This window comes from Pseudomonas sp. J380, from assembly GCF_009827115.1.
Taxonomy (GTDB): domain Bacteria; phylum Pseudomonadota; class Gammaproteobacteria; order Pseudomonadales; family Pseudomonadaceae; genus Aquipseudomonas; species Aquipseudomonas paracarnis.
Map to the genome: position 1 here is coordinate 2,441,172 of NZ_CP043060.1, position 19,171 is coordinate 2,460,342.

The following is a 19,171-nucleotide window of genomic DNA, read 5'->3' on the forward strand; positions in this document are numbered from 1 at the left end:
GATGAGATCTATCCGTTTGTCGCCCCTCGCCACCGCCAACATGCTGGAACCTTCTGACACCAGAGGATTTCACCATGACCAATTCCATCCGCCAGCGCGTACACGCCCTCGGCCTGACACTGCCCACGCCCAGCCAACCCGCTGCCAACTACGTCAATCATGTGATCAGCCAACACCAGCTGTTCATCTCGGGACAAATTCCCATGGCCGATGGCAAACCTGCCTACCTTGGCCGGCTGGGCGATTCTCTCAGCGATGAAGATGGCGCCCAAGCGGCGGAATTGGCGGCGCTGGGCCTGCTGGGGCAATTGAGCGACGCGTTGGGCGATGACCTGTCGCGGGTGGTGCGTATCCTGCGCCTGGGCGTGTTCATTGCCAGCAGCGCCGACTTCCAGCGCCAAAGCCTGGTCGCCAATGGCGCTTCGAACCTGCTGGTCAATGCCCTCGGCGACAAGGGCCGGCACGTGCGCACCGCCGTAGGGGTCTGCAGTCTGCCGGCTGGTGTCGCCGTGGAAGTGGACGCCATTTTCGAGCTGCAGCCATGACCCCGCTGCAAGTCCAGCACTTGCGAGAAGCCACGCCCGGTTGCCAGTCCGGCATCGTGCACTTCAACCACGCCGGGGCGTCCTTGCCCAGCCAGGCGACGCTCGACGCCATCATCGAACAGCTGCAACGCGAAGCCCGCGACGGCCCGATGGAGGCCGGAGAACAGGGTGCCGTCTTAGTGGAAAAGGCCCGCCGAGCCGCCGGCCAACTGCTCAATGCGCCCGCCTCATCGATTGCCTTCGCCAGCAGTGGCTCGACGGCCTGGAGCATGGCCTTCCAGGCGCTGGGGCCATGGCAGCCGGGCGATCGTATTCTAGTGGGGCGCCACGAATGGGGCGGTAACCTGGCGAGCATGGAACTGGCCGTTCAAGCCGGGGCGCGGGTGGAGGTCATCCCGTGCGATGCCAGCGGCGCGGCCTGCCCGGTGGCGTTGGAGGCGATGCTGGATGCCAAGGTGAAGCTGATCGACCTCACCTGGCTGCCGGCCAACGGTGGCTTGATCAACCCGGCCCAGGCCATCGGCGATGTGGCCAGGCGGCATACCATTCCCTACTTCATCGACGCGGGCCAAGCCGTCGGCCAGGTGCCGGTGGATGTGCAAGCGTTGCAGTGCGATGTGCTCAAGTCCGCCGGCCGCAAACACCTGCGCGGGCCTCGCGGTACCGCGCTGCTGTATATCAGGCCGGATTTTCTGCCGCATCTGAACCCGGCCCAACGCGACGTGTTTTCAGCGCCCTGGACCGCCGAAGGCTTCGACCTGCGCAACGACGCCCGGCGCTTTGAAACCAGCGAAGTCTCTTTCGCCCTGCTGGCCGGCCTGGGCAATGCGTTGCAAGAAATCAATCACTTGGGGATTGAGCAAGTATGGCAAAGGGTCTCGAAGACCAGCGCGCGAATCCGCGAGGCACTGCGTCAGATACCGGGAATTACCTTGCATGACTTAGGCAGAACGCATTCAGGCTTGATCGCGTTCAACCTGGCCGGCTGGGACAGCTTTGAACTCAAGCAACGCCTGGCCTGCAAGCGCATCAACATCGGCGCCAATGGCGTGGCCTACACCCCGCTGGATATGCAAGCACGTGGGTTGAACAGCATTGCGCGCATCTCCGTCAGCCCGCTCAACACCGATGACGAGATTGAGTTACTGGTGAAGGCGCTGCGCGAACTGAACGATTAAACCTCGATATCCACCCACAGGCCCTGGCGCGGCGCGTCTTCGATCAGCGGCGCCACGGGCACGGTGTTGTCAGCGTTGAGCAAGTCGCCGGGAATCGGCAAATGCTGCTCCGCGTCGTCGTCGGCTTCGCGCCGGCGTTTCTGCTGCTCCTGCTGGCGACGCTGCTCTTCGCGCAGCAGAAAGGTCGATTGCTCGGCATCGCCTTTTTTCAGGTCGATCGTGCTCTCGTTGGAGCCCGGCTGAACGGGCACCACCGGCGGAATATCCGGTTTCTGGCGTGCCGGGTCGAGTTGCGACGTGACCGGCACAACACTGACGGGCAGCATGGGTGGCAGCATGATAATTATTCTCCTGATCAACAGGCTGTCGGCGGGTGGCAGGGCGACTTGAGCACCCGCGTGCCAAGCTGTGACTCAGTCGACACTCTCAAGTGCCCGCCACCCGTCGATTCAATTTCCGCCTGCCCGTACAAACAGCGTAGTTTTTGTCAGAGTTCTTGGGCGCCGGGCCGTGTTCCGTTAACATAGTCGGCTTTTTCACGGCGGGAGTCAGGCAGCATGGCGCAGCAGTATCAACCGGGGCAACGCTGGATTAGTGACAGCGAAGCAGAGCTGGGGTTAGGCACCGTTCTGGCACAGGACGGCCGCTTGTTGACCGTGCTCTATCCGGCCACTGGCGACACTCGCCAGTATGCGCTACGGAATGCGCCCCTCACTCGCGTGAGGTTTTCGCCGGGTGACACCATCACCCATTTCGAAGGCTGGAAAATGACCGTACAGGAAGTCGACGACGTCGATGGCCTGCTGGTCTACCACGGCCTCAATGGGCAGAACGAGCAGGTCACCCTGCCAGAAACCCAACTGTCCAACTTCATCCAGTTCCGCCTGGCCAGTGATCGCCTGTTCGCCGGGCAGATCGACCCGCTGGCGTGGTTCTCGCTGCGCTACCACACCCTGGAACACACCAGCCGCCAGTTGCAGTCCTCGCTGTGGGGCCTGGGTGGCGTACGCGCCCAACCGATTGCCCACCAACTGCACATCGCCCGCGAAGTCGCTGACCGTATCGCGCCACGCGTGTTGCTGGCGGACGAAGTGGGTTTGGGCAAGACCATCGAAGCAGGCCTGGTGATCCATCGCCAACTGCTCTCGGGCCGTGCCAACCGCGTACTGATCCTGGTCCCGGAAAACCTGCAGCACCAATGGCTGGTGGAAATGCGCCGCCGCTTCAACCTGCAGGTTGCGCTGTTCGATGAAGAGCGCTTTATCGAAAGCGATGCCACCAACCCGTTCGAAGACACCCAGCTTGCACTCGTTGCGCTCGAATGGCTGGTGGACGACGAGAAGGCCCAGGACGCGCTGTTCGCCGCCGGCTGGGACTTGCTGGTAGTCGACGAAGCCCACCACCTGGTGTGGCACGAAGACAAGGCCAGCGCCGAATACTCGCTGGTCGAACAACTGGCCGAAGTGATTCCTGGCGTGCTGCTGCTGACCGCCACTCCAGAACAACTGGGCCAGGACAGCCATTTTGCGCGCCTGCGCCTGCTGGACCCGAACCGCTTCCACGATCTGCAAGCCTTCCGCGCCGAGAGCGAAAACTATCGCCCGGTGGCCGAAGCCGTGCAGGAGCTGCTGGACAAGGGCCGCCTGTCGCCGACCGCGCACAAGACCATTCAAGGCTTCCTCGGTGACGAAGGTGAAGCCCTGCTCACCGCCGTCAACGATGGCGACACCGAGGCCAGCGCACGCCTGGTGCGTGAACTGCTGGACCGCCACGGCACCGGCCGCGTGCTGTTTCGCAACACCCGTGCTGCGGTGCAAGGCTTCCCCGAGCGCAAGCTGCACGCCTACCCGCTACCGAACCCGGACGAATACCTCGAACTGCCCCTGGGCGAACACGCCGAGCTGTACCCGGAAGTCAGCTTCCAGGCGCAACCGGACATCGAGGAAGAGAACCGCTGGTGGCGTTTCGACCCTCGGGTCGAGTGGCTGATCGACCAGTTGAAAATGCTCAAGCGCACCAAGGTCCTGGTGATCTGCGCCCACGCCGAAACCGCCATGGACCTGGAAGACGCCCTGCGTGTGCGCTCCGGCATCCCGGCCACGGTGTTCCACGAAGGCATGAATATTCTGGAGCGTGACCGCGCCGCTGCCTATTTTGCCGATGAAGAGTTCGGTGCCCAGGTGCTGATCTGCTCGGAAATCGGCAGTGAAGGCCGCAACTTCCAGTTCTCCCATCACCTGGTGCTGTTCGACCTGCCGTCCCACCCCGACCTGCTGGAACAGCGCATCGGGCGCCTGGACCGGATCGGCCAGAAACACGTGATCGAACTGCACGTGCCCTACCTGGAAACCAGCCCGCAAGAGCGCCTGTTCCAGTGGTACCACGAGGCGCTCAATGCCTTCCTCAACACCTGCCCGACCGGCAACGCCTTGCAGCATCAGTTCGGCCCACGCCTGCTGCCCTTGCTGGAAGCCGCCGACGACGGCGAGTGGCAAGCCCTGATCGACGAAGCCCGTGCCGAGCGCGAGCGCCTGGAGCAGGAGCTGCACACCGGTCGCGACCGCTTGCTCGAACTCAATTCAGGCGGCGCTGGCGAAGGCGATGCACTGGTCGAGGACATCCTCGAACAAGACGACCAGTTCGCCCTGCCGATCTATATGGAAACCCTGTTCGACGCATTCGGCATCGACAGCGAAGACCATTCGGAAAACGCGCTGATCCTCAAGCCCAGCGAAAAAATGCTCGACGCCAGCTTCCCCCTGGGCGACGACGAGGGTGTAACCATCACCTACGACCGTAACCAGGCGCTGTCGCGCGAAGACATGCAGTTCATCACCTGGGAGCACCCGATGGTGCAAGGCGGCATGGACCTGGTGCTGTCCGGTTCCATGGGCAACACCGCCGTGGCACTGATCAAGAACAAGGCGCTCAAGCCAGGCACCGTATTGCTTGAACTGCTGTATGTCAGCGAAGTGGTCGCCCCGCGCTCCCTGCAACTGGGTCGCTACCTGCCACCGGCCGCCTTGCGCTGCCTGCTGGATGCCAACGGTAATGACCTGTCGGGCCGCGTGTCGTTCGTAACCTTGAATGACCAGCTGGAAAGCGTGCCACGGGCCAGCGCGAACAAATTCGTACAGGCGCAGCGCGACCAACTCACACCGCGCATCAACGCCGGTGAAGAGAAGATCGCCCCGCGTCACGCCGAGCGTGTAGCCGAAGCCAAGCGTCGCCTGGCGGCAGACACCGACGAAGAGCTGGCGCGCCTGACCGCGCTGCAAGCGGTCAACCCGACCGTGCGTGACAGCGAGTTGGTCGCCTTGCGCAACCAGCGCGAGCAAGGCCTGGCCATGCTCGATAAAGCGGCACTGCGACTGGAAGCTATTCGGGTGTTGGTGGCGGGTTGATAATCCGCTGAACGTAAAAGGCCCGCGCAATGCGGGCCTTTTTATTGGCCTTGCCGGCCTCATAGAGATCGTTCCCCCGCTCGGCGTGGGAATGCATCATGTGACGCTCTGCGTCACGACTTTTAAGCGGACGCAGAGCGTCCAGAGCGGCGTTCCCATGCAGAGCATTGGAACGATCACTCTGTCTCACGCCGTTGCCGCCGCTGCCGGCACCTCAACCGCACTCAACCCTTCCTTCATCCGCTTGGCATCACGCACAAAACTGCGCGAGGCCTGGAACAGAAACAGCATGGTCAAGAACAACGCCACTGGAATCAGGTACATGGCGTCATGCAAGCCTACCGCTTTATAAGCCTCTGTCATCTGCTGCGCCCCAGCCGCATACATCGCTGAATGGGCAAAGTGATCGGACAACGCCCCGACCACCACCGGCCCCATGCCACCGCCGAGCAGATACAGCCCGGCAAAGAACAGCGCCATCGCCGTTGCGCGCAAGCGTGGTTCGACTACGTCCTGGATCGCGGTATACACGCAGGTATAGAAGTTGTAGGCAAACAGCCAGCCCACACTGAACAGCGCGACAAACACCCCGATTTCGACACGCCCGGCATGCAATGCCCAGGCGGTGGTGACCGTGGAGATGATCAAGCTGAAGGCGGCGAACAACAGTCGGCCATTGGCGACCCGCTGATGAATCTTGTCGGCAATCCAGCCCCCCAGCGTCAAGCCCACCAAACCGGTCAGGCCGACGATGACACCCGTCGCGACGGCCGCGTCCTGCAACGGCATGAGGAAATAGCGCTGCAGCATCGGCACCAGGAACGAGTTGCACGCATAGGTGGCAAAGTTAAAGCACAACCCGGCCAGCACCAGCCACAGAAAGGTCGGCACAGCAAGCACGCGACGGATCGGGCGGTCGACGCGCTCTTGGGGGACTTGCACGGTTTCCGCCGCACCACGCTTGGGTTCTTTTATGTAGAACATAAACACCGCAAGGATCAGACCCGGCACCGCCGCGATAAAGAAGGGCGCGCGCCAGCTGTCGAACGCCTTGACCATCGCACCGATCGTAAAGAACGCCAGCAACAGGCCCAACGGCAGGCCAAGCATGAAAATCCCCATGGCTCGGGCACGGCGGTGGGCGGGAAAGAGGTCGCCAATCAGCGAATTGGCCGCGGGTGCATAGCTGGCTTCGCCGATGCCAATGCCCATGCGTACCAGCAGGAAGGTCCAGAAACTGCCGACCATGCCGTTGACCGCCGTCAGCCCGCTCCAGGCGAACAGGCCCCAACCCATCAACTTGCTGCGTGAACCGGTGTCGGCCAGGCGCCCGAGCGGCAGCCCGGCAATGGCGTAGACGATGGTAAAAGCGGTGCCGATGATACCGAGCTGGAAGTCGCTCAGGTGCCATTCCATGCGGATGGGCTCAATGATGATCGCGGGAATGGTGCGGTCAAAAAAGTTGAACAGGTTAGCGAGGAACAGCAGGAACAGAATGCGCCAGGCATTCGCCGCTTGGGTCGAGTTCTGCATGGGTCCGTCTCTTTTATTGTTATGAGAGCTGCGATGCCCGATGCATCCTGCTCAGGTCATTGCAACATAGTCAGGCTGTCAGTGATTGTCTGTAATGATTCGTAAAGCTGATAGGACATGATTTCACCCAGGCAACAGCGGATTTTGCCCACGAAAATATAAGTGCGTGCCCCTCTTCCCAATGGCGATGGCACGGATAGAATGGCGAGCCTTTCGTAGCACCCTCCTCCTACTTTTCTTATTGATGACGCCCATGTCCGAAGCCAGTCCGTGTCTGAATTGCGGTGCCTGCTGTTCACACTTTCGCGTGTCTTTCTTCTGGGGTGAGTGCGCCTCGTCCGGGGGCACGGTGCCCGATGACCTGGTGGTGCAGATCAACCCCAGCCGCGTGGCGATGATCGGCACCGATCAGAAACCTGCACGGTGCTGCAGCCTTGAAGGTGAAGTCGGACAGGCCACCAGTTGCTCTATTTATGAGCAACGCTCCAGCGTATGCCGTGAGTTCGACTCGTCCTGGAGCCAGGGCGTGCAAAATGTCGATTGCGACGCCGCCCGTGCCGCATTCGGCCTGGCGCCGCTGGAAGCCCCACACTTCGAACTCGACCTGCCCATCAGCGCTTAGCACCAAACGCTATGGAAGGCATGTCAAAATAATTTGAGATCAAAACGCCATTACTCATGGCAAATCTTCGGAGACTTCTATACTCGATCTCATCGGTCATCGCCTCTGGCAGTGACATGGCTCTATGACGGGATACGCTATGGAATGGCTGGGGCAGCACTTTTTTACCGACCTTCCAGACAGTGGGCATTTATTACTCAATTGCAGTCATAACCCCTTTCTGGTGCTACTGGCGTACCTGGTCGCCTGCGCGGCGGGCTTCGGTACGCTGGACATGGCCGAACGTGTGGGCCATGTCGAAGACCCCACCGCCCGCCGCCATTGGCGCTGGCTGGGCGCGGGTTGCCTGGCAGGCGGAATCTGGTCGACCCATTTCATCAGCATGCTGGCGTTCCAGGCCCCCATCGCCATTCACTACGAATTGATCATGACGTTCGCCTCGCTGCTGATCGCCCTGATCGCCTCGCTGCTCGCCATGCAGACCCTCAGTCATACCCACCTGCGCTTTCATCAGTACCTGGTGGCTTCGGTGTGGATGGGACTGGGTATCGCGCTGATGCACTACGTGGGCATGTCGGCCATGCGCTCCCAGGCCCAGGTGTACTTCGAAACACGGCTGTTCCTGGCCTCGGTGGCGATTGCCATCGGCGCCAGCCTGGCGGCATTGTTGCTGTCCAGCTACCTGCGCAACGGAGCCGGCGTGTTTCACCAGTTGCTCAAATACGCCGCCAGCCTGGTGCTGGGAGCCGGGATCCTGAGCATGCATTTCACCGGCATGGCGGCCATGCAAATGCTGGTGCCCGCTGGCGCGGATCTTTCATTGCCGGTGGATGGCAGTCCGATTCAACTGGGGTTGTCGGTGGCGGTAATTACCTTGCTGGTGATCGGCAGTAGTGTCAGCGCAGCCCTGGCAGATAAAAAGCTGCAGCACAAAGAGCGGGACCTGCGCCGGGTCAATGCGCTGCTCAGCGAACTCGACCAGGCCCGCGCTTCACTGCAACAAGTGGCCCACTTCGATGCACTGACCAGCCTGCTCAACCGCCGTGGTTTCAATCAGATCTTCGCGGAAAAGGTTGCGGAAAAAACCCGAAGCCAAGGCATGCTGGCGGTAATCTTTCTCGACATTGATCACTTCAAGCGCATCAATGACAGCCTTGGCCACGATGCGGGCGACCAGTTGCTCACGGTGCTGGCCGGGCATATCAAGGGCTCGATACGCAGCCATGAAGATGTAGTGGCACGCTTTGGCGGCGATGAATTCTGCATTCTGATCACTATTCATCACCGCGACGAAGCCCGGCAGATGGCCCAGCGCATCATGCAGAAGATGAAAGAGCCCATCGAGCTGGCTGGCCGGCGCATGGTGATGACCACCAGCATCGGCATCAGCCTGTTTCCCGAGGACGGCCACACCTGCGAAGAGCTGCTGAAAACTGCCGACCTGGCGCTGTACCAATCCAAGGACGCCGGGCGCAACAGCTTGCACTTCTTCAGCTCCAACCTGAAAACACGCGCGTTCCTTGAGCTGCAACTGGAGGAGGAACTGCGCGCCGCCTTGCGTACGCGCAACCAGCTGGTGCTGTTTTATCAGCCGATCTTCGACATGAAGCTGGGCAAGGTCACGCGCCTGGAAGCCCTGGTGCGCTGGCAACACCCCCAGCACGGACTCCTGGCTCCGGACCGCTTTATCGGCATTGCCGAGAACAACGGGCTGATCGCCGAGCTGGACCACTGGGTATTGCGCCAGGCCTGTCACGACCTGAGCCTGTTGTCTGACCGGGGCTACACCGAGTTGATCATGGCGGTAAACTGCTCGGCGTTGAACCTGGCGCGTGACGAACTGGCCGATGAAATCGAAGACGCCCTGCGCTTCGCCGGCATAGGCACCAACCGACTTGAACTGGAAGTCACTGAAAATGCGCTGATGGGCAACATCAGCAGCACCCTGGCACTGTTGCGGCAAATTCGCGCCCTGGGTGTGTCACTGGCCATCGATGACTTCGGCACTGGCTATTCGTCGCTGGCTTATCTCAAGCGCTTGCCGCTCAACACCTTGAAGATCGACCGCTCGTTTATCCAGGACATTCCCAAATCCACCGCAGACAGTGAAATCGTCCAGGCGGTTATCGGCATGGCCCACACCCTGCACTTGCAGGTGGTTACCGAAGGCGTGGAAACCCAGGCACAGTTCGAGTTGCTGCTCAAGCATGGCTGTGACTACATCCAGGGCTACCTGCTCAGCCCGGCGGTGCCTTTCAATGACATCATCGGCGTGATGCAGGGGATTGCCATGCGCAACCCGCTATACCCGCTCAGCGTAGAGAACAACGACGCTCCACAGCCAAAAGACCCGGCGCCAGGGCGTATCGGCCCGCCGTCTATTGTCAGGCCGATTCGCTGAGACGCAGGCACGGGGAGTGGTGGTGTAATCGCTGCTTCTCTTCACGCCGGGTCATACCTGGAAACAATTGCGCCACTCATTCCTTCGGACCTCAACTGTTCCCGTGACGCTTACGTCACCCTCGGCTGTGACCTTTCTCTACGGCAAGGTGCCATCACGCGTTCAGCGGTTACTCGGCTACACACTTCAGCGCGTGAAAAATACGCACCTTTTTCGTGCGCGCCATTCTTATGCTGCCCTTTCCTGGATCAGGATCCATGGCGAGACCACCACTGCCCATAAGCTTGGATCCCGTTCGACCAGGTCCAATGCCCGCGTCGCAGACACCTCGCCAAGGGTGCCTGCAGCCAGCCAGGCGGCGACTTTGTCACGGTTGTCTTCGGCCATTCCTTCGGCGGCCTCGATCAAATCCAGGCCGGCATCGACCCACAATAGGGCACCCTTGGCAAAGAACGGTTCAAGCTCCTTCCAGGAAATTTCGGCGGTTTCACCGAGCAGCTTGGCATAGAGGGTGCTTGGTTCTTGCGTCATGGGAATTCACCTGAGTAGAAAATCGGCGCAATCATAGCCCCGTCGCTCAGGCAGAAAAACCCAGTAGCAAATGAAGTAGCGATTGAAACTGCCAGGAAAGCCAAGGAATGCCTTGAAAGCTGTTAGGAGCCCGGCGCAATTCTGTCTTTTTCTTTCACTTAAGCGACATACCCAGGTTTTGCCCCCAGCTGCCAGCTTTTCAAGCGATCAGCCGGCGCTCTACACTGTACCGGTACAGTTGCCAGGGCAATGCCGGGGGATATCCGCGATATCTGATCCGGTTCTGCAGCTCACAAGGCCGCTAGAACTATAAAAAATACAACAGTAAGAGTGGAGCACTATGAATAAGGCTACTAAGCAGATTTCCAAACTGTTTGCCGCTATGGTCCTGGCTGGGGTTGCCGGCCATTCGTTCGCAGCCGACACCATCAAGATCGGCATCGCCGGTCCCAAGACCGGTCCGGTGACGCAATACGGCGACATGCAATTCATGGGTGCCAAGCAAGCCATCAAAGACATCAACGCCAAGGGCGGCGTAGACGGCAAGATGCTTGAGGCCAAGGAATACGACGACGCTTGCGATCCAAAACAAGCCGTGGCCGTTGCCAACAAAGTGGTCAATGATGGCGTCAAGTTCGTCGTCGGCCACCTCTGCTCCAGCTCCACTCAGCCAGCGTCGGATATCTATGAAGACGAAGGCGTCATCATGATTACCCCAGCCGCCACCAGCCCGGAAATCACCTCCCGTGGCTACAAGCTGATTTTCCGCACCATCGGCCTGGACAGCGCGCAAGGCCCAGCGGCCGGCAACTACATCGCCGACCACGTGAAGCCGAAAATCGTTGCCGTCCTGCACGACAAGCAGCAATACGGTGAAGGTATTGCCAGCGCCGTGAAGAAGACCCTTGAAGAAAAAGGCACCAAGGTTGCCGTCTTCGAAGGCCTGAACGCCGGTGACAAAGACTTCTCCTCGATCATCCAGAAACTCAAGCAAGCCAACGTCGACTTCGTCTACTACGGCGGTTACCACCCTGAGCTGGGCCTGATCCTGCGCCAAGCCAAGGAAAAAGGCCTGAACGCCAAGTTCATGGGCCCAGAGGGCGTGGGTAACGACTCTATCTCGCAAATCGCCCAGGGCGCTTCCGAAGGTCTGCTGGTGACCCTGCCGAAGTCCTTCGACACCGACCCTGCCAACAAAGCCATCGTCGAAGAGTTCGCCAAGAACAAGCAGGACCCAACCGGTCCGTTCGTGTTCCCGGCCTACTCGGCAGTTGAAGTCATCGCCGGCGGTATCGCTGCCGCGAAGAGCGAAGACACCGCCAAAGTGGCCGAGGCCATCCACGCGGGTACCTTCAAGACCCCTACCGGCGATCTGAGCTTCGACGCCAAGGGCGACCTGAAGGACTTCAAGTTCGTGGTCTACGAATGGCACTTCGGTAAACCAAAAACCGAAGTTTCCCCTCAGTAAGCCAGGCGTTACTGGTCAACAAGCCCACTGTGCAAGCAGTGGGCTTTGTTTTACGAGGTTTATGGGCCATGTCACCCGCGATCCGGGCGCTGGCTCACCTGAAAATCTTAAAACCGTCACCAGCGGTTCGCTGGCAAACGCTTTGTGCAACCTGGTCACAGAACAGGGCACCGAGCCGGAAATGACTCCACCAGTGAAATGCGTATCGGGTTTTTAGGAGCGCTGTAATGCCTGAGATCTATCATTTTTTCCAACAGCTGGTTAATGGCCTGACCATTGGCAGCACCTATGCCTTGATAGCCATTGGCTACACAATGGTTTACGGCATCATTGGAATGATCAACTTCGCCCATGGCGAGGTGTACATGATTGGTTCCTACGTGGCCTTCATTGCCCTTGCCGGGCTGGCCATGATGGGGATCCACTCCCTGCCGCTATTGATGACCGCTGCGTTCCTGGCGTCGATCATCGTAACCAGTGCCTATGGCTACAGCATCGAGCGGGTTGCCTACCGCCCCCTGCGGGGCAGCAACCGTTTGATCCCGCTGATTTCCGCGATCGGCATGTCGATTTTCCTGCAGAACACTGTATTGCTGTCCCAGGACTCCAAGGACAAGTCCATTCCCAACCTGATTCCGGGGAGCATCTCCTTCGGCCCGGGTGGCGCACAAGAAGTGCTGATTTCGTACATGCAGATTCTGGTTTTCGTGGTCACCCTGGTGGCCATGCTGGGCCTGACGCTGTTCATCTCCCGCTCCCGTCTGGGGCGCGCCTGCCGGGCCTGCGCCGAAGACATCAAGATGGCCAACCTGCTGGGCATCAACACCAACAACATCATCGCCCTGACCTTCGTCATTGGTGCGGCGCTGGCGGCCGTGGCGGCCGTGTTGCTGAGCATGCAATACGGCGTGATCAACCCCAACGCCGGCTTCCTGGTGGGCCTCAAGGCCTTTACCGCTGCGGTATTGGGCGGCATCGGCAGCATTCCGGGCGCCATGCTCGGCGGGCTGGTGCTGGGTGTGGCCGAAGCCTTTGGCGCCGATATCTTCGGTGACCAGTACAAGGACGTCGTCGCGTTCGGCCTGTTGGTTCTGGTGTTGTTGTTCCGTCCGACCGGCATCCTGGGCCGTCCGGAGGTTGAGAAAGTATGAGCAGATATCTTAAATCGGCGTTTTTCAGCGCCTTGCTGGTGTGGGCCGTGGCCTTCCCGGTACTCGGCCTCAAGCTGAGCATTGTCGGCATCAACCTGGAAGTGCACGGCACCGGGCCTGTGACCCTGACCGTCATCGCCCTGTGTTCGGTGCTGATGTTCCTGCGTGTACTGTTCACCCAGCAGGTCGGTGCCTTGTTCAAGGGCAACCGTGGCCCGTTGGTGTCGCCCAAGGTCAGCCAATTTCTGACCCTGCCGCGCACCCAGCGCTACATCATCATCGGGTTGATCATCGCGGCGCTGATCTGGCCGTTCTTCGGCTCGCGCGGCGCGGTCGACATTGCCACGCTGATCCTGATCTACGTGTTGCTGGGCCTGGGCCTGAACATCGTGGTGGGCCTGGCAGGCCTGCTCGACCTGGGTTATGTGGGCTTCTACGCCGTGGGTGCCTATACCTACGCGCTGCTCTCGCATTACCTGGGCTGGAGCTTCTGGATCTGCCTGCCATTGGCGGGTATGGCGGCGGCCACGTTCGGCTTCCTGCTGGGCTTCCCGGTGCTGCGCCTGCGCGGTGACTACCTGGCCATCGTGACCCTGGGCTTCGGCGAAATCATTCGCCTGTTCCTGCGTAACCTCACCGATATCACCGGTGGCCCCAACGGTATCAGCAGCATTCCCAAGCCGACGTTCTTCGGGCTGTCGTTCGACCGCACCGCCGCCGAAGGCATGCAGACCTTCCACGAGTACTTCGGGATTGCCTACAACCCGGTGAGCAAAGTGGTGTTCCTGTACCTGGTGGCGCTGCTTTTGGCGTTGGCGGCACTGTTCGTGATCAACCGCCTGCTGCGCATGCCCATCGGCCGTGCGTGGGAAGCGCTGCGCGAAGATGAAATCGCCTGCCGTGCCCTGGGCCTGAACCCGACCATCATCAAGCTTTCCGCATTCACCCTGGGCGCTGCATTCGCCGGTTTTGCCGGCAGCTTCTTCGCCGCTCGCCAAGGCCTGGTGACGCCGGAATCGTTCACCTTTATCGAGTCGGCGATCATTCTCGCCATCGTGGTACTGGGTGGCATGGGCTCGCAACTGGGCGTGATCCTGGCGGCCATCGTGATGATCCTGCTGCCGGAAATGATGCGTGAGTTCAGCGAATACCGCATGTTGATGTTCGGCGCCATGATGGTGCTGATGATGATCTGGCGCCCTCAAGGCCTGCTGCCCATGCAACGTCCACACATGGAGCTGCGCAAATGAGCCGCGAGATCCTGAAAGTCGAAAACCTGAGCATGCGCTTCGGCGGTTTGCTGGCGGTCAATGGCGTGGCCCTGACCGTCAAAGAGAAACAAGTGGTAGCACTGATCGGCCCCAACGGCGCCGGCAAGACCACGGTGTTCAATTGCCTTACCGGTTTCTACAAGCCGAGCGGTGGCAGCATCCTGCTGGACGGCCAGCCCATACAGGGCCTGGCCGGCCACGAAATCGCTCGCAAGGGCGTGGTGCGTACCTTCCAGAACGTGCGGTTGTTCAAAGACATGACGGCGGTCGAGAACCTGTTGATCGCCCAGCACCGTCACTTGAACACCAACTTCTTCGCTGGCCTGTTCAAGACCCCGGCGTTCCGCAAGAGCGAACGCGAGGCCATGGAATACGCGGCGTACTGGCTGGACAAGGTCAACCTGACCGAGTTCGCCAACCGCCCGGCAGGCACCCTCGCCTACGGCCAGCAACGTCGCCTGGAAATCGCCCGCTGCATGATGACCCGCCCGCGCATCCTGATGCTCGACGAACCTGCCGCGGGCCTGAACCCCAAGGAAACCGAAGACCTCAAGGCGCTGATCAGTGTGCTGCGTGAGGAAAACAACGCCACGGTGCTGTTGATCGAACACGACATGAAACTGGTCATGAGCATCTCCGACCATATCGTGGTGATCAACCAGGGCACGCCGCTGGCCAACGGGACGCCGGAGCAGATCCGCGACAATCCTGAAGTGATCAAAGCCTACTTGGGGGAAGCGTAAAATGCTGCAATTCGAAAACGTTTCCACTTTCTACGGCAAGATCCAGGCCCTGCACAGCGTCAATGTGGAAGTGCGCCAGGGTGAGATTGTCACCCTGATCGGCGCCAACGGTGCCGGCAAATCGACCTTGCTGATGACCTTGTGCGGTTCGCCGCAAGCCTACAGTGGCAGCATCCGCTACATGGGTGAAGAACTGGTGGGCAAGCACTCCGCCGAGATCATGCGCAAGAGCATTGCGGTGGTACCGGAAGGCCGTCGAGTGTTTTCGCGCCTGACCGTGGAAGAGAACCTGGCCATGGGTGGGTTCTTTACCGACAAGGGCGATTACCAGGAACAAATGGACAAGGTGCTGCACCTGTTCCCCCGCCTCAAGGAACGCTTCAGCCAGCGCGGCGGCACCATGTCCGGCGGCGAGCAGCAAATGCTCGCCATCGGCCGGGCGCTGATGAGCAAGCCCAAGCTGTTGTTGCTGGACGAGCCTTCCCTGGGCCTGGCACCGATCATCATCCAGCAGATCTTCGACATCATCGAACAGCTGCGCAAGGACGGTGTGACGGTGTTTTTGGTGGAGCAGAACGCGAACCAGGCGCTGAAAATCGCTGACCGTGCCTATGTGCTGGAGAATGGCCGGGTGGTGATGCAGGGCACGGGAGAGCAATTGCTGACCGATCCGAAGGTGCGGGAGGCGTACCTCGGCGGCTAAGAAAGAGTGAGTTCAGAGTGGGAGCTGGCTTGTGTGGGAGCTGGCTTGCCTGCGATAGCATCACCCCGGTGTATCTGAAAAACCGAGGCGTTTGCATCGCGGGCAAGCCCGACTCCCACATTTGCTTTGTATAAGTCATTAAACAGGTGTTGTTTGCAGTTTTTTTCGATGGCTTTGTAACGAACTCCCTCCCCCTTTCTCTAGTGGTGCATGCAGGCAATCAAGCCTGCGCATTCAACCACTGCTGGAGACACACCATGACCACCAAACTGTCCGCCGCCACCCTCGTTCTGGCCCTTGGTTCTGCCCTGAGCCTGTCCGCCCTGACCACCACCGCCCACGCGGCCGACGACATGCAGAAATGCTTCGGCGTGGCTGAAGCCGGCAAGAATGACTGCGCCGCGGGCGCCGGTACGTCCTGCGCTGGCACCTCCAAAACCAAAGACCAGGCCAATGCCTGGAAGCTGGTACCCGCCGGCACTTGCACTAAGACCCCAAGCACCACCTCGCCGACCGGTTTTGGCCAGGAAGCGGCCTTCACCGCCAAATCCTGAACCCCGCGCAGCCTGAGTACTGATGATGACGCCTACAGCCCAACACGCGGTCTCACCGGCTCAGGTGCCCGGCCTCCCCTATCGGGCCGGGCTGGGGCTCAAGACCGAGCACTTCAGCGAGGTTCTCGAGACCCGCCCCGACATCGGTTTTTTCGAAGTACACGCCGAAAACTACATGGTGGCCGGCGGCCCGTTTCATCACTACCTGGGGTTGATTCGTGCGCAGTACCCCCTGTCACTGCACGGCGTCGGCCTGTCCATCGGCGGCGAAGCCCCCTTGGATCGCGAGCACCTGGCACGCCTGGCCACGCTGATCGAACGCTATCAACCCCAGTCTTTTTCCGAACACCTGGCCTGGTCCAGCCACGGCCCGGTGTTTCTCAACGACTTGCTGCCCCTGGCCTACGACGCCTGCACCCTGGAGCGGGTATGCGAACACGTGGATCAGGTACAGAGCACGCTCAAGCGGCCGATGCTGTTGGAAAACCCCTCCACTTACCTGCAGTTCCAGCGCTCTACCCTGGACGAAACCGACTTCATCAGCCAGATAGTCCGCCGTACCGGTTGCGGCCTGCTGCTCGACGTCAACAACGTCTACGTGTCCTGCATCAATCATCAGCGCGACCCGCTGACCTACATCGATGCCTTGCCATTGCACGCAGTGGGTGAGATTCATCTGGCCGGTTTTGCCGAAGACACCGACAGCCTGGGCGACCGCCTGCTGATTGATGACCACGGCGCGCCGATCGATAACGCCGTGTGGCAGCTTTACGCACAGGTACTGGCGCGGACCGGAGCGGTGGCGACGCTGATCGAGCGGGATAACCAGGTGCCCGCGTTCAGCGTGTTGCAAGCAGAGGCCCGGCAGGCCGAATGGTATTTGTCGCAGGTGGCCCGATGAGCATTCAGCAAACATTCGCCGAGGCTTTACTGGCCCCGCAAGCAGCCTGCCCCGAGGGCGTGTTCAGCAGCAACGGTGCTGAACCGGCGAGCCGCTTTGCGGTGTATCGAAACAATGTCCATAGCGCTTTGATCAATGCTTTGGCAGCCGCCTACCCGGTGGCGCGGCAACTGGTCGGCGATGAGTTTTTCCGCGCCATGGCCGGCCTGTATGCCCAGGCCCACCCGCCCACCAGCCCCTTGATCAATGAGTACGGCGGCACGTTCGCTGACTTTATCCAGGGTTTCGAACCAGCCTGGAGCGTGCCCTACCTGGCCGATGTCGCCCGGCTGGAACGCTTGAGGGTCCGCGCTTATCACGCGGCGGATTGCCAGGTTCTGGATCAGCACAGCGTACTTCGGCAACTGCAAGGTTGCGCGCAACTGGGGCAACTGCGTGTAGGACTGCATCCGTCACTTGCCACGCTGGAATCTTCCTACGCGGTGGTATCGGTTTGGGCGGCGCACCAGGCCGACGGGGCCATCGCCAGCTTGAACCCCTGGCATGCCCAAGGCGGGCTGGTCTTGCGCCAAGGGTTGGTGGTCAAGGTATTCGCCATCGACCGCGGGTCTGTGACCTTTATCAACCGACTCAACCAAGGCGCAGGGCTGGAAATGGCCATAGCTGATGCCCTGAAAGCCTCTGACGAATTCGACTTGCACCTATGTCTCACGCTGTTGATCAGCCACGACGCCATCACCCATTTGCATCTGCAACCAGAGGTATCGCCATGAACTTTCCCGCTCCCTGCCTGGTAAAACGAACCGTCGCACTGTTTGAAAAAATCCCCTACAGCCTGATCGCCTTTATCGCGCGCTTCTCCATTGCTGCGGTGTTCTGGAAGTCTGGCCAGACCAAGGTCGAAGGCTTTGCCATTGACCTGATCAGCGGCACCTTCCAATGGGGTGAGCCCAAACTCGCCGCCTCGACGCTCTTTTTGTTTCGCAGCGAATACCAATTGCCTCTGCTGTCGCCAGAGGTGGCCGCGCACCTGGCAACCTTTGCCGAGCACTTTTTTCCGGTATTGATTCTGCTGGGGTTCGCCACGCGCTTCTCGGCCCTGGCCTTGATAGGCATGACCTTGACCATCCAGCTGTTCGTCTACCCTGACGCCTACCCCACTCACGGCACCTGGCTTGCGCTGTTATTGTTGTTGCTTGCCAAAGGCCCCGGGTGCCTGTCCATCGACCACCTGATTGCCCGTCGTTATCGCTGAAGCCGATCCAGCGCTTCGCCGCTGCGCTTGAACCAGTCCACCAGGTAGTCGGCCAACACCTGGGTACGCCGAGGCAAACCGCCTTGGTAGGGATGCACCAAGTACATCGGCATGCTGCGTGTCTGATAATCGCGCAGCAGCCAGCGCAATCGGCCGTCAGCCAGCTCCGTGGGTAGAACGTAGGACGGCAGGCGGGCAATACCGGCGCCGACCAACGCTGCTTTTTTCAACAGGTTGTAGTGGTTGGAGGCGAAGGTGCCGCTCACCTTTACCCGCAGCAATTCGTGTTGCTGGTGGTACAACCACTCCTCGCGGCCACTGTAATGACTGTTGAGCAAACAGCTGTGCGCCGCCAGGTCCGCTGGGGTCTGCGGCTCGCCATGCTGTTCCAGATAAGCCGGGCTGGCGCAGGTCATCTCATGCCAGGCCAGCAAAGGTTTAGCCACCAAGCGTTCATGTTCGATGGCGCCCGACCGTACCCCCAAGTCAAAACCATCCCGTGCCAAGTCTCGGTAGTTGTTATTGAGCTCCAGCTCGATCTGCACCTGCGGGTATTGCTTGGAGAACTCCATCAGCAAGCCATCGAAGAAGGTTTCACCCAACGACACTGGAACGGTCATACGCACAGGGCCAGCCAAATCATCTTTGAGCCGCGCCAATGCCTGGCGGGCGCGTTCCACCTGCACCACCAATGCTTGTGCCTGGGGCAGCAACGCCGCGCCGGCAGCAGTCAGGCTCAGCTTGCGCGTGGTGCGGTGCAGCAAAACCACGGCAAACTGCGCTTCCAACTGGCTGATGCGCTTGGACAACTGCCCTTTGCTGCAGCCCAATTGTGCGGCCGCCACGGTGAAACTGCCGGCTTCGATCAGCACGGCGAACGCCGCCAGGTCATCCATTTCGCTCATGGACTG

18 protein-coding genes are annotated in these 19,171 nt (G+C 60.4%); 14 read left to right on the top strand and 4 right to left on the bottom strand.

From position 1 onward, the window contains the following. Window positions 1-74: 74 nt before the first annotated feature. Together FXO12_RS11020 and FXO12_RS11025 are read left to right on the top strand one after the other, a co-directional pair. Entirely contained in the window at window positions 75-545 is a 471-nt protein-coding gene (locus FXO12_RS11020) for a RidA family protein (RefSeq protein ID WP_057975632.1), read from the top strand. Continuing rightward, window positions 542-1,723: an aminotransferase class V-fold PLP-dependent enzyme gene (locus FXO12_RS11025; RefSeq protein ID WP_057975631.1), complete on the top strand. Its 1,182-nt coding sequence runs from the start codon at window positions 542-544 to the stop codon at window positions 1,721-1,723. Before FXO12_RS11020 ends, FXO12_RS11025 begins: the two co-directional genes overlap by 4 nt. Here the strand turns inward: FXO12_RS11025 and FXO12_RS11030 are convergent. Next, the gene (locus FXO12_RS11030) at window positions 1,720-2,061 is read right to left on the bottom strand and encodes a hypothetical protein (protein WP_014717286.1); all 342 of its coding nucleotides are present in this window, start codon (window positions 2,059-2,061) and stop codon (window positions 1,720-1,722) included. The two genes, FXO12_RS11025 and FXO12_RS11030, sit on opposite strands and share 4 nt — an antisense overlap. A 219-nt stretch (window positions 2,062-2,280) precedes the next feature. Between FXO12_RS11030 and rapA the strand changes: the two genes are divergently transcribed. Next, window positions 2,281-5,127, top strand: coding sequence for an RNA polymerase-associated protein RapA (gene rapA / locus FXO12_RS11035; protein WP_034125960.1), 2,847 nt, complete (start codon window positions 2,281-2,283; stop codon window positions 5,125-5,127). Window positions 5,128-5,313: 186 nt separating this feature from the next. On the opposite strand, the gene FXO12_RS11040 is transcribed toward rapA, so the two are convergent. Continuing rightward, window positions 5,314-6,660: an MFS transporter gene (locus FXO12_RS11040; RefSeq protein WP_060772888.1), complete on the bottom strand. Its 1,347-nt coding sequence runs from the start codon at window positions 6,658-6,660 to the stop codon at window positions 5,314-5,316. Between the two features lie 253 nt (window positions 6,661-6,913). Between FXO12_RS11040 and FXO12_RS11045 the strand changes: the two genes are divergently transcribed. After that, window positions 6,914-7,282: a YkgJ family cysteine cluster protein gene (locus tag FXO12_RS11045; protein ID WP_057975629.1), complete on the top strand. Its 369-nt coding sequence runs from the start codon at window positions 6,914-6,916 to the stop codon at window positions 7,280-7,282. Window positions 7,283-7,421: 139 nt separating this feature from the next. Then, the gene (locus FXO12_RS11050; protein WP_057975628.1) at window positions 7,422-9,683 is read left to right on the top strand and encodes a bifunctional diguanylate cyclase/phosphodiesterase; all 2,262 of its coding nucleotides are present in this window, start codon (window positions 7,422-7,424) and stop codon (window positions 9,681-9,683) included. 228 nt (window positions 9,684-9,911) lie between these two features. Here FXO12_RS11050 and FXO12_RS11055 read toward each other — a convergent pair whose 3' ends face one another. After that, window positions 9,912-10,214: a DUF2288 domain-containing protein gene (locus FXO12_RS11055; protein WP_034125956.1), complete on the bottom strand. Its 303-nt coding sequence runs from the start codon at window positions 10,212-10,214 to the stop codon at window positions 9,912-9,914. Between the two features lie 340 nt (window positions 10,215-10,554). Between FXO12_RS11055 and FXO12_RS11060 the strand changes: the two genes are divergently transcribed. The 9 genes from FXO12_RS11060 to FXO12_RS11100 all read left to right on the top strand — a co-directional run bounded on the left by FXO12_RS11060 (window position 10,555) and on the right by FXO12_RS11100 (window position 18,260). Then, the gene (locus FXO12_RS11060) at window positions 10,555-11,682 is read left to right on the top strand and encodes a branched-chain amino acid ABC transporter substrate-binding protein (protein WP_003193533.1); all 1,128 of its coding nucleotides are present in this window, start codon (window positions 10,555-10,557) and stop codon (window positions 11,680-11,682) included. Window positions 11,683-11,909: 227 nt separating this feature from the next. Next, window positions 11,910-12,833 carry a high-affinity branched-chain amino acid ABC transporter permease LivH gene (gene livH / locus FXO12_RS11065; RefSeq protein ID WP_003193535.1) on the top strand — a complete coding sequence of 308 codons (924 nt, stop codon included), beginning with the start codon at window positions 11,910-11,912 and terminating at the stop codon, window positions 12,831-12,833. Next, the gene (locus FXO12_RS11070; protein ID WP_034125955.1) at window positions 12,830-14,083 is read left to right on the top strand and encodes a high-affinity branched-chain amino acid ABC transporter permease LivM; all 1,254 of its coding nucleotides are present in this window, start codon (window positions 12,830-12,832) and stop codon (window positions 14,081-14,083) included. The genes livH and FXO12_RS11070 overlap by 4 nt, the downstream gene beginning before the upstream one ends. Further along, on the top strand, window positions 14,080-14,847 hold the full coding sequence (gene livG, locus FXO12_RS11075) for a high-affinity branched-chain amino acid ABC transporter ATP-binding protein LivG (RefSeq protein ID WP_003193538.1): 768 nt from the start codon (window positions 14,080-14,082) through the stop codon (window positions 14,845-14,847). The genes FXO12_RS11070 and livG overlap by 4 nt, the downstream gene beginning before the upstream one ends. 1 nt (window position 14,848) lies before the next feature. Beyond that, the gene (locus FXO12_RS11080) at window positions 14,849-15,550 is read left to right on the top strand and encodes an ABC transporter ATP-binding protein (RefSeq protein ID WP_003193540.1); all 702 of its coding nucleotides are present in this window, start codon (window positions 14,849-14,851) and stop codon (window positions 15,548-15,550) included. Between the two features lie 257 nt (window positions 15,551-15,807). Continuing rightward, window positions 15,808-16,104 carry a DUF2282 domain-containing protein gene (locus tag FXO12_RS11085; RefSeq protein ID WP_034125953.1) on the top strand — a complete coding sequence of 99 codons (297 nt, stop codon included), beginning with the start codon at window positions 15,808-15,810 and terminating at the stop codon, window positions 16,102-16,104. Window positions 16,105-16,126: 22 nt separating this feature from the next. Then, complete coding sequence (locus tag FXO12_RS11090) at window positions 16,127-17,005, top strand: DUF692 domain-containing protein (protein ID WP_057975626.1); 879 nt, start codon at window positions 16,127-16,129, stop codon at window positions 17,003-17,005. After that, the gene (locus FXO12_RS11095) at window positions 17,002-17,778 is read left to right on the top strand and encodes a DUF2063 domain-containing protein (protein ID WP_057975625.1); all 777 of its coding nucleotides are present in this window, start codon (window positions 17,002-17,004) and stop codon (window positions 17,776-17,778) included. Before FXO12_RS11090 ends, FXO12_RS11095 begins: the two co-directional genes overlap by 4 nt. After that, a complete protein-coding gene (locus FXO12_RS11100) occupies window positions 17,775-18,260 on the top strand; it encodes a DoxX family protein (protein ID WP_034125950.1) in 486 nt (161 codons plus the stop codon). The genes FXO12_RS11095 and FXO12_RS11100 overlap by 4 nt, the downstream gene beginning before the upstream one ends. Here FXO12_RS11100 and FXO12_RS11105 read toward each other — a convergent pair. Further along, a complete protein-coding gene (locus FXO12_RS11105; protein ID WP_054898403.1) occupies window positions 18,251-19,165 on the bottom strand; it encodes a LysR family transcriptional regulator in 915 nt (304 codons plus the stop codon). The two genes, FXO12_RS11100 and FXO12_RS11105, sit on opposite strands and share 10 nt — an antisense overlap. Window positions 19,166-19,171 lie beyond the last annotated feature (6 nt).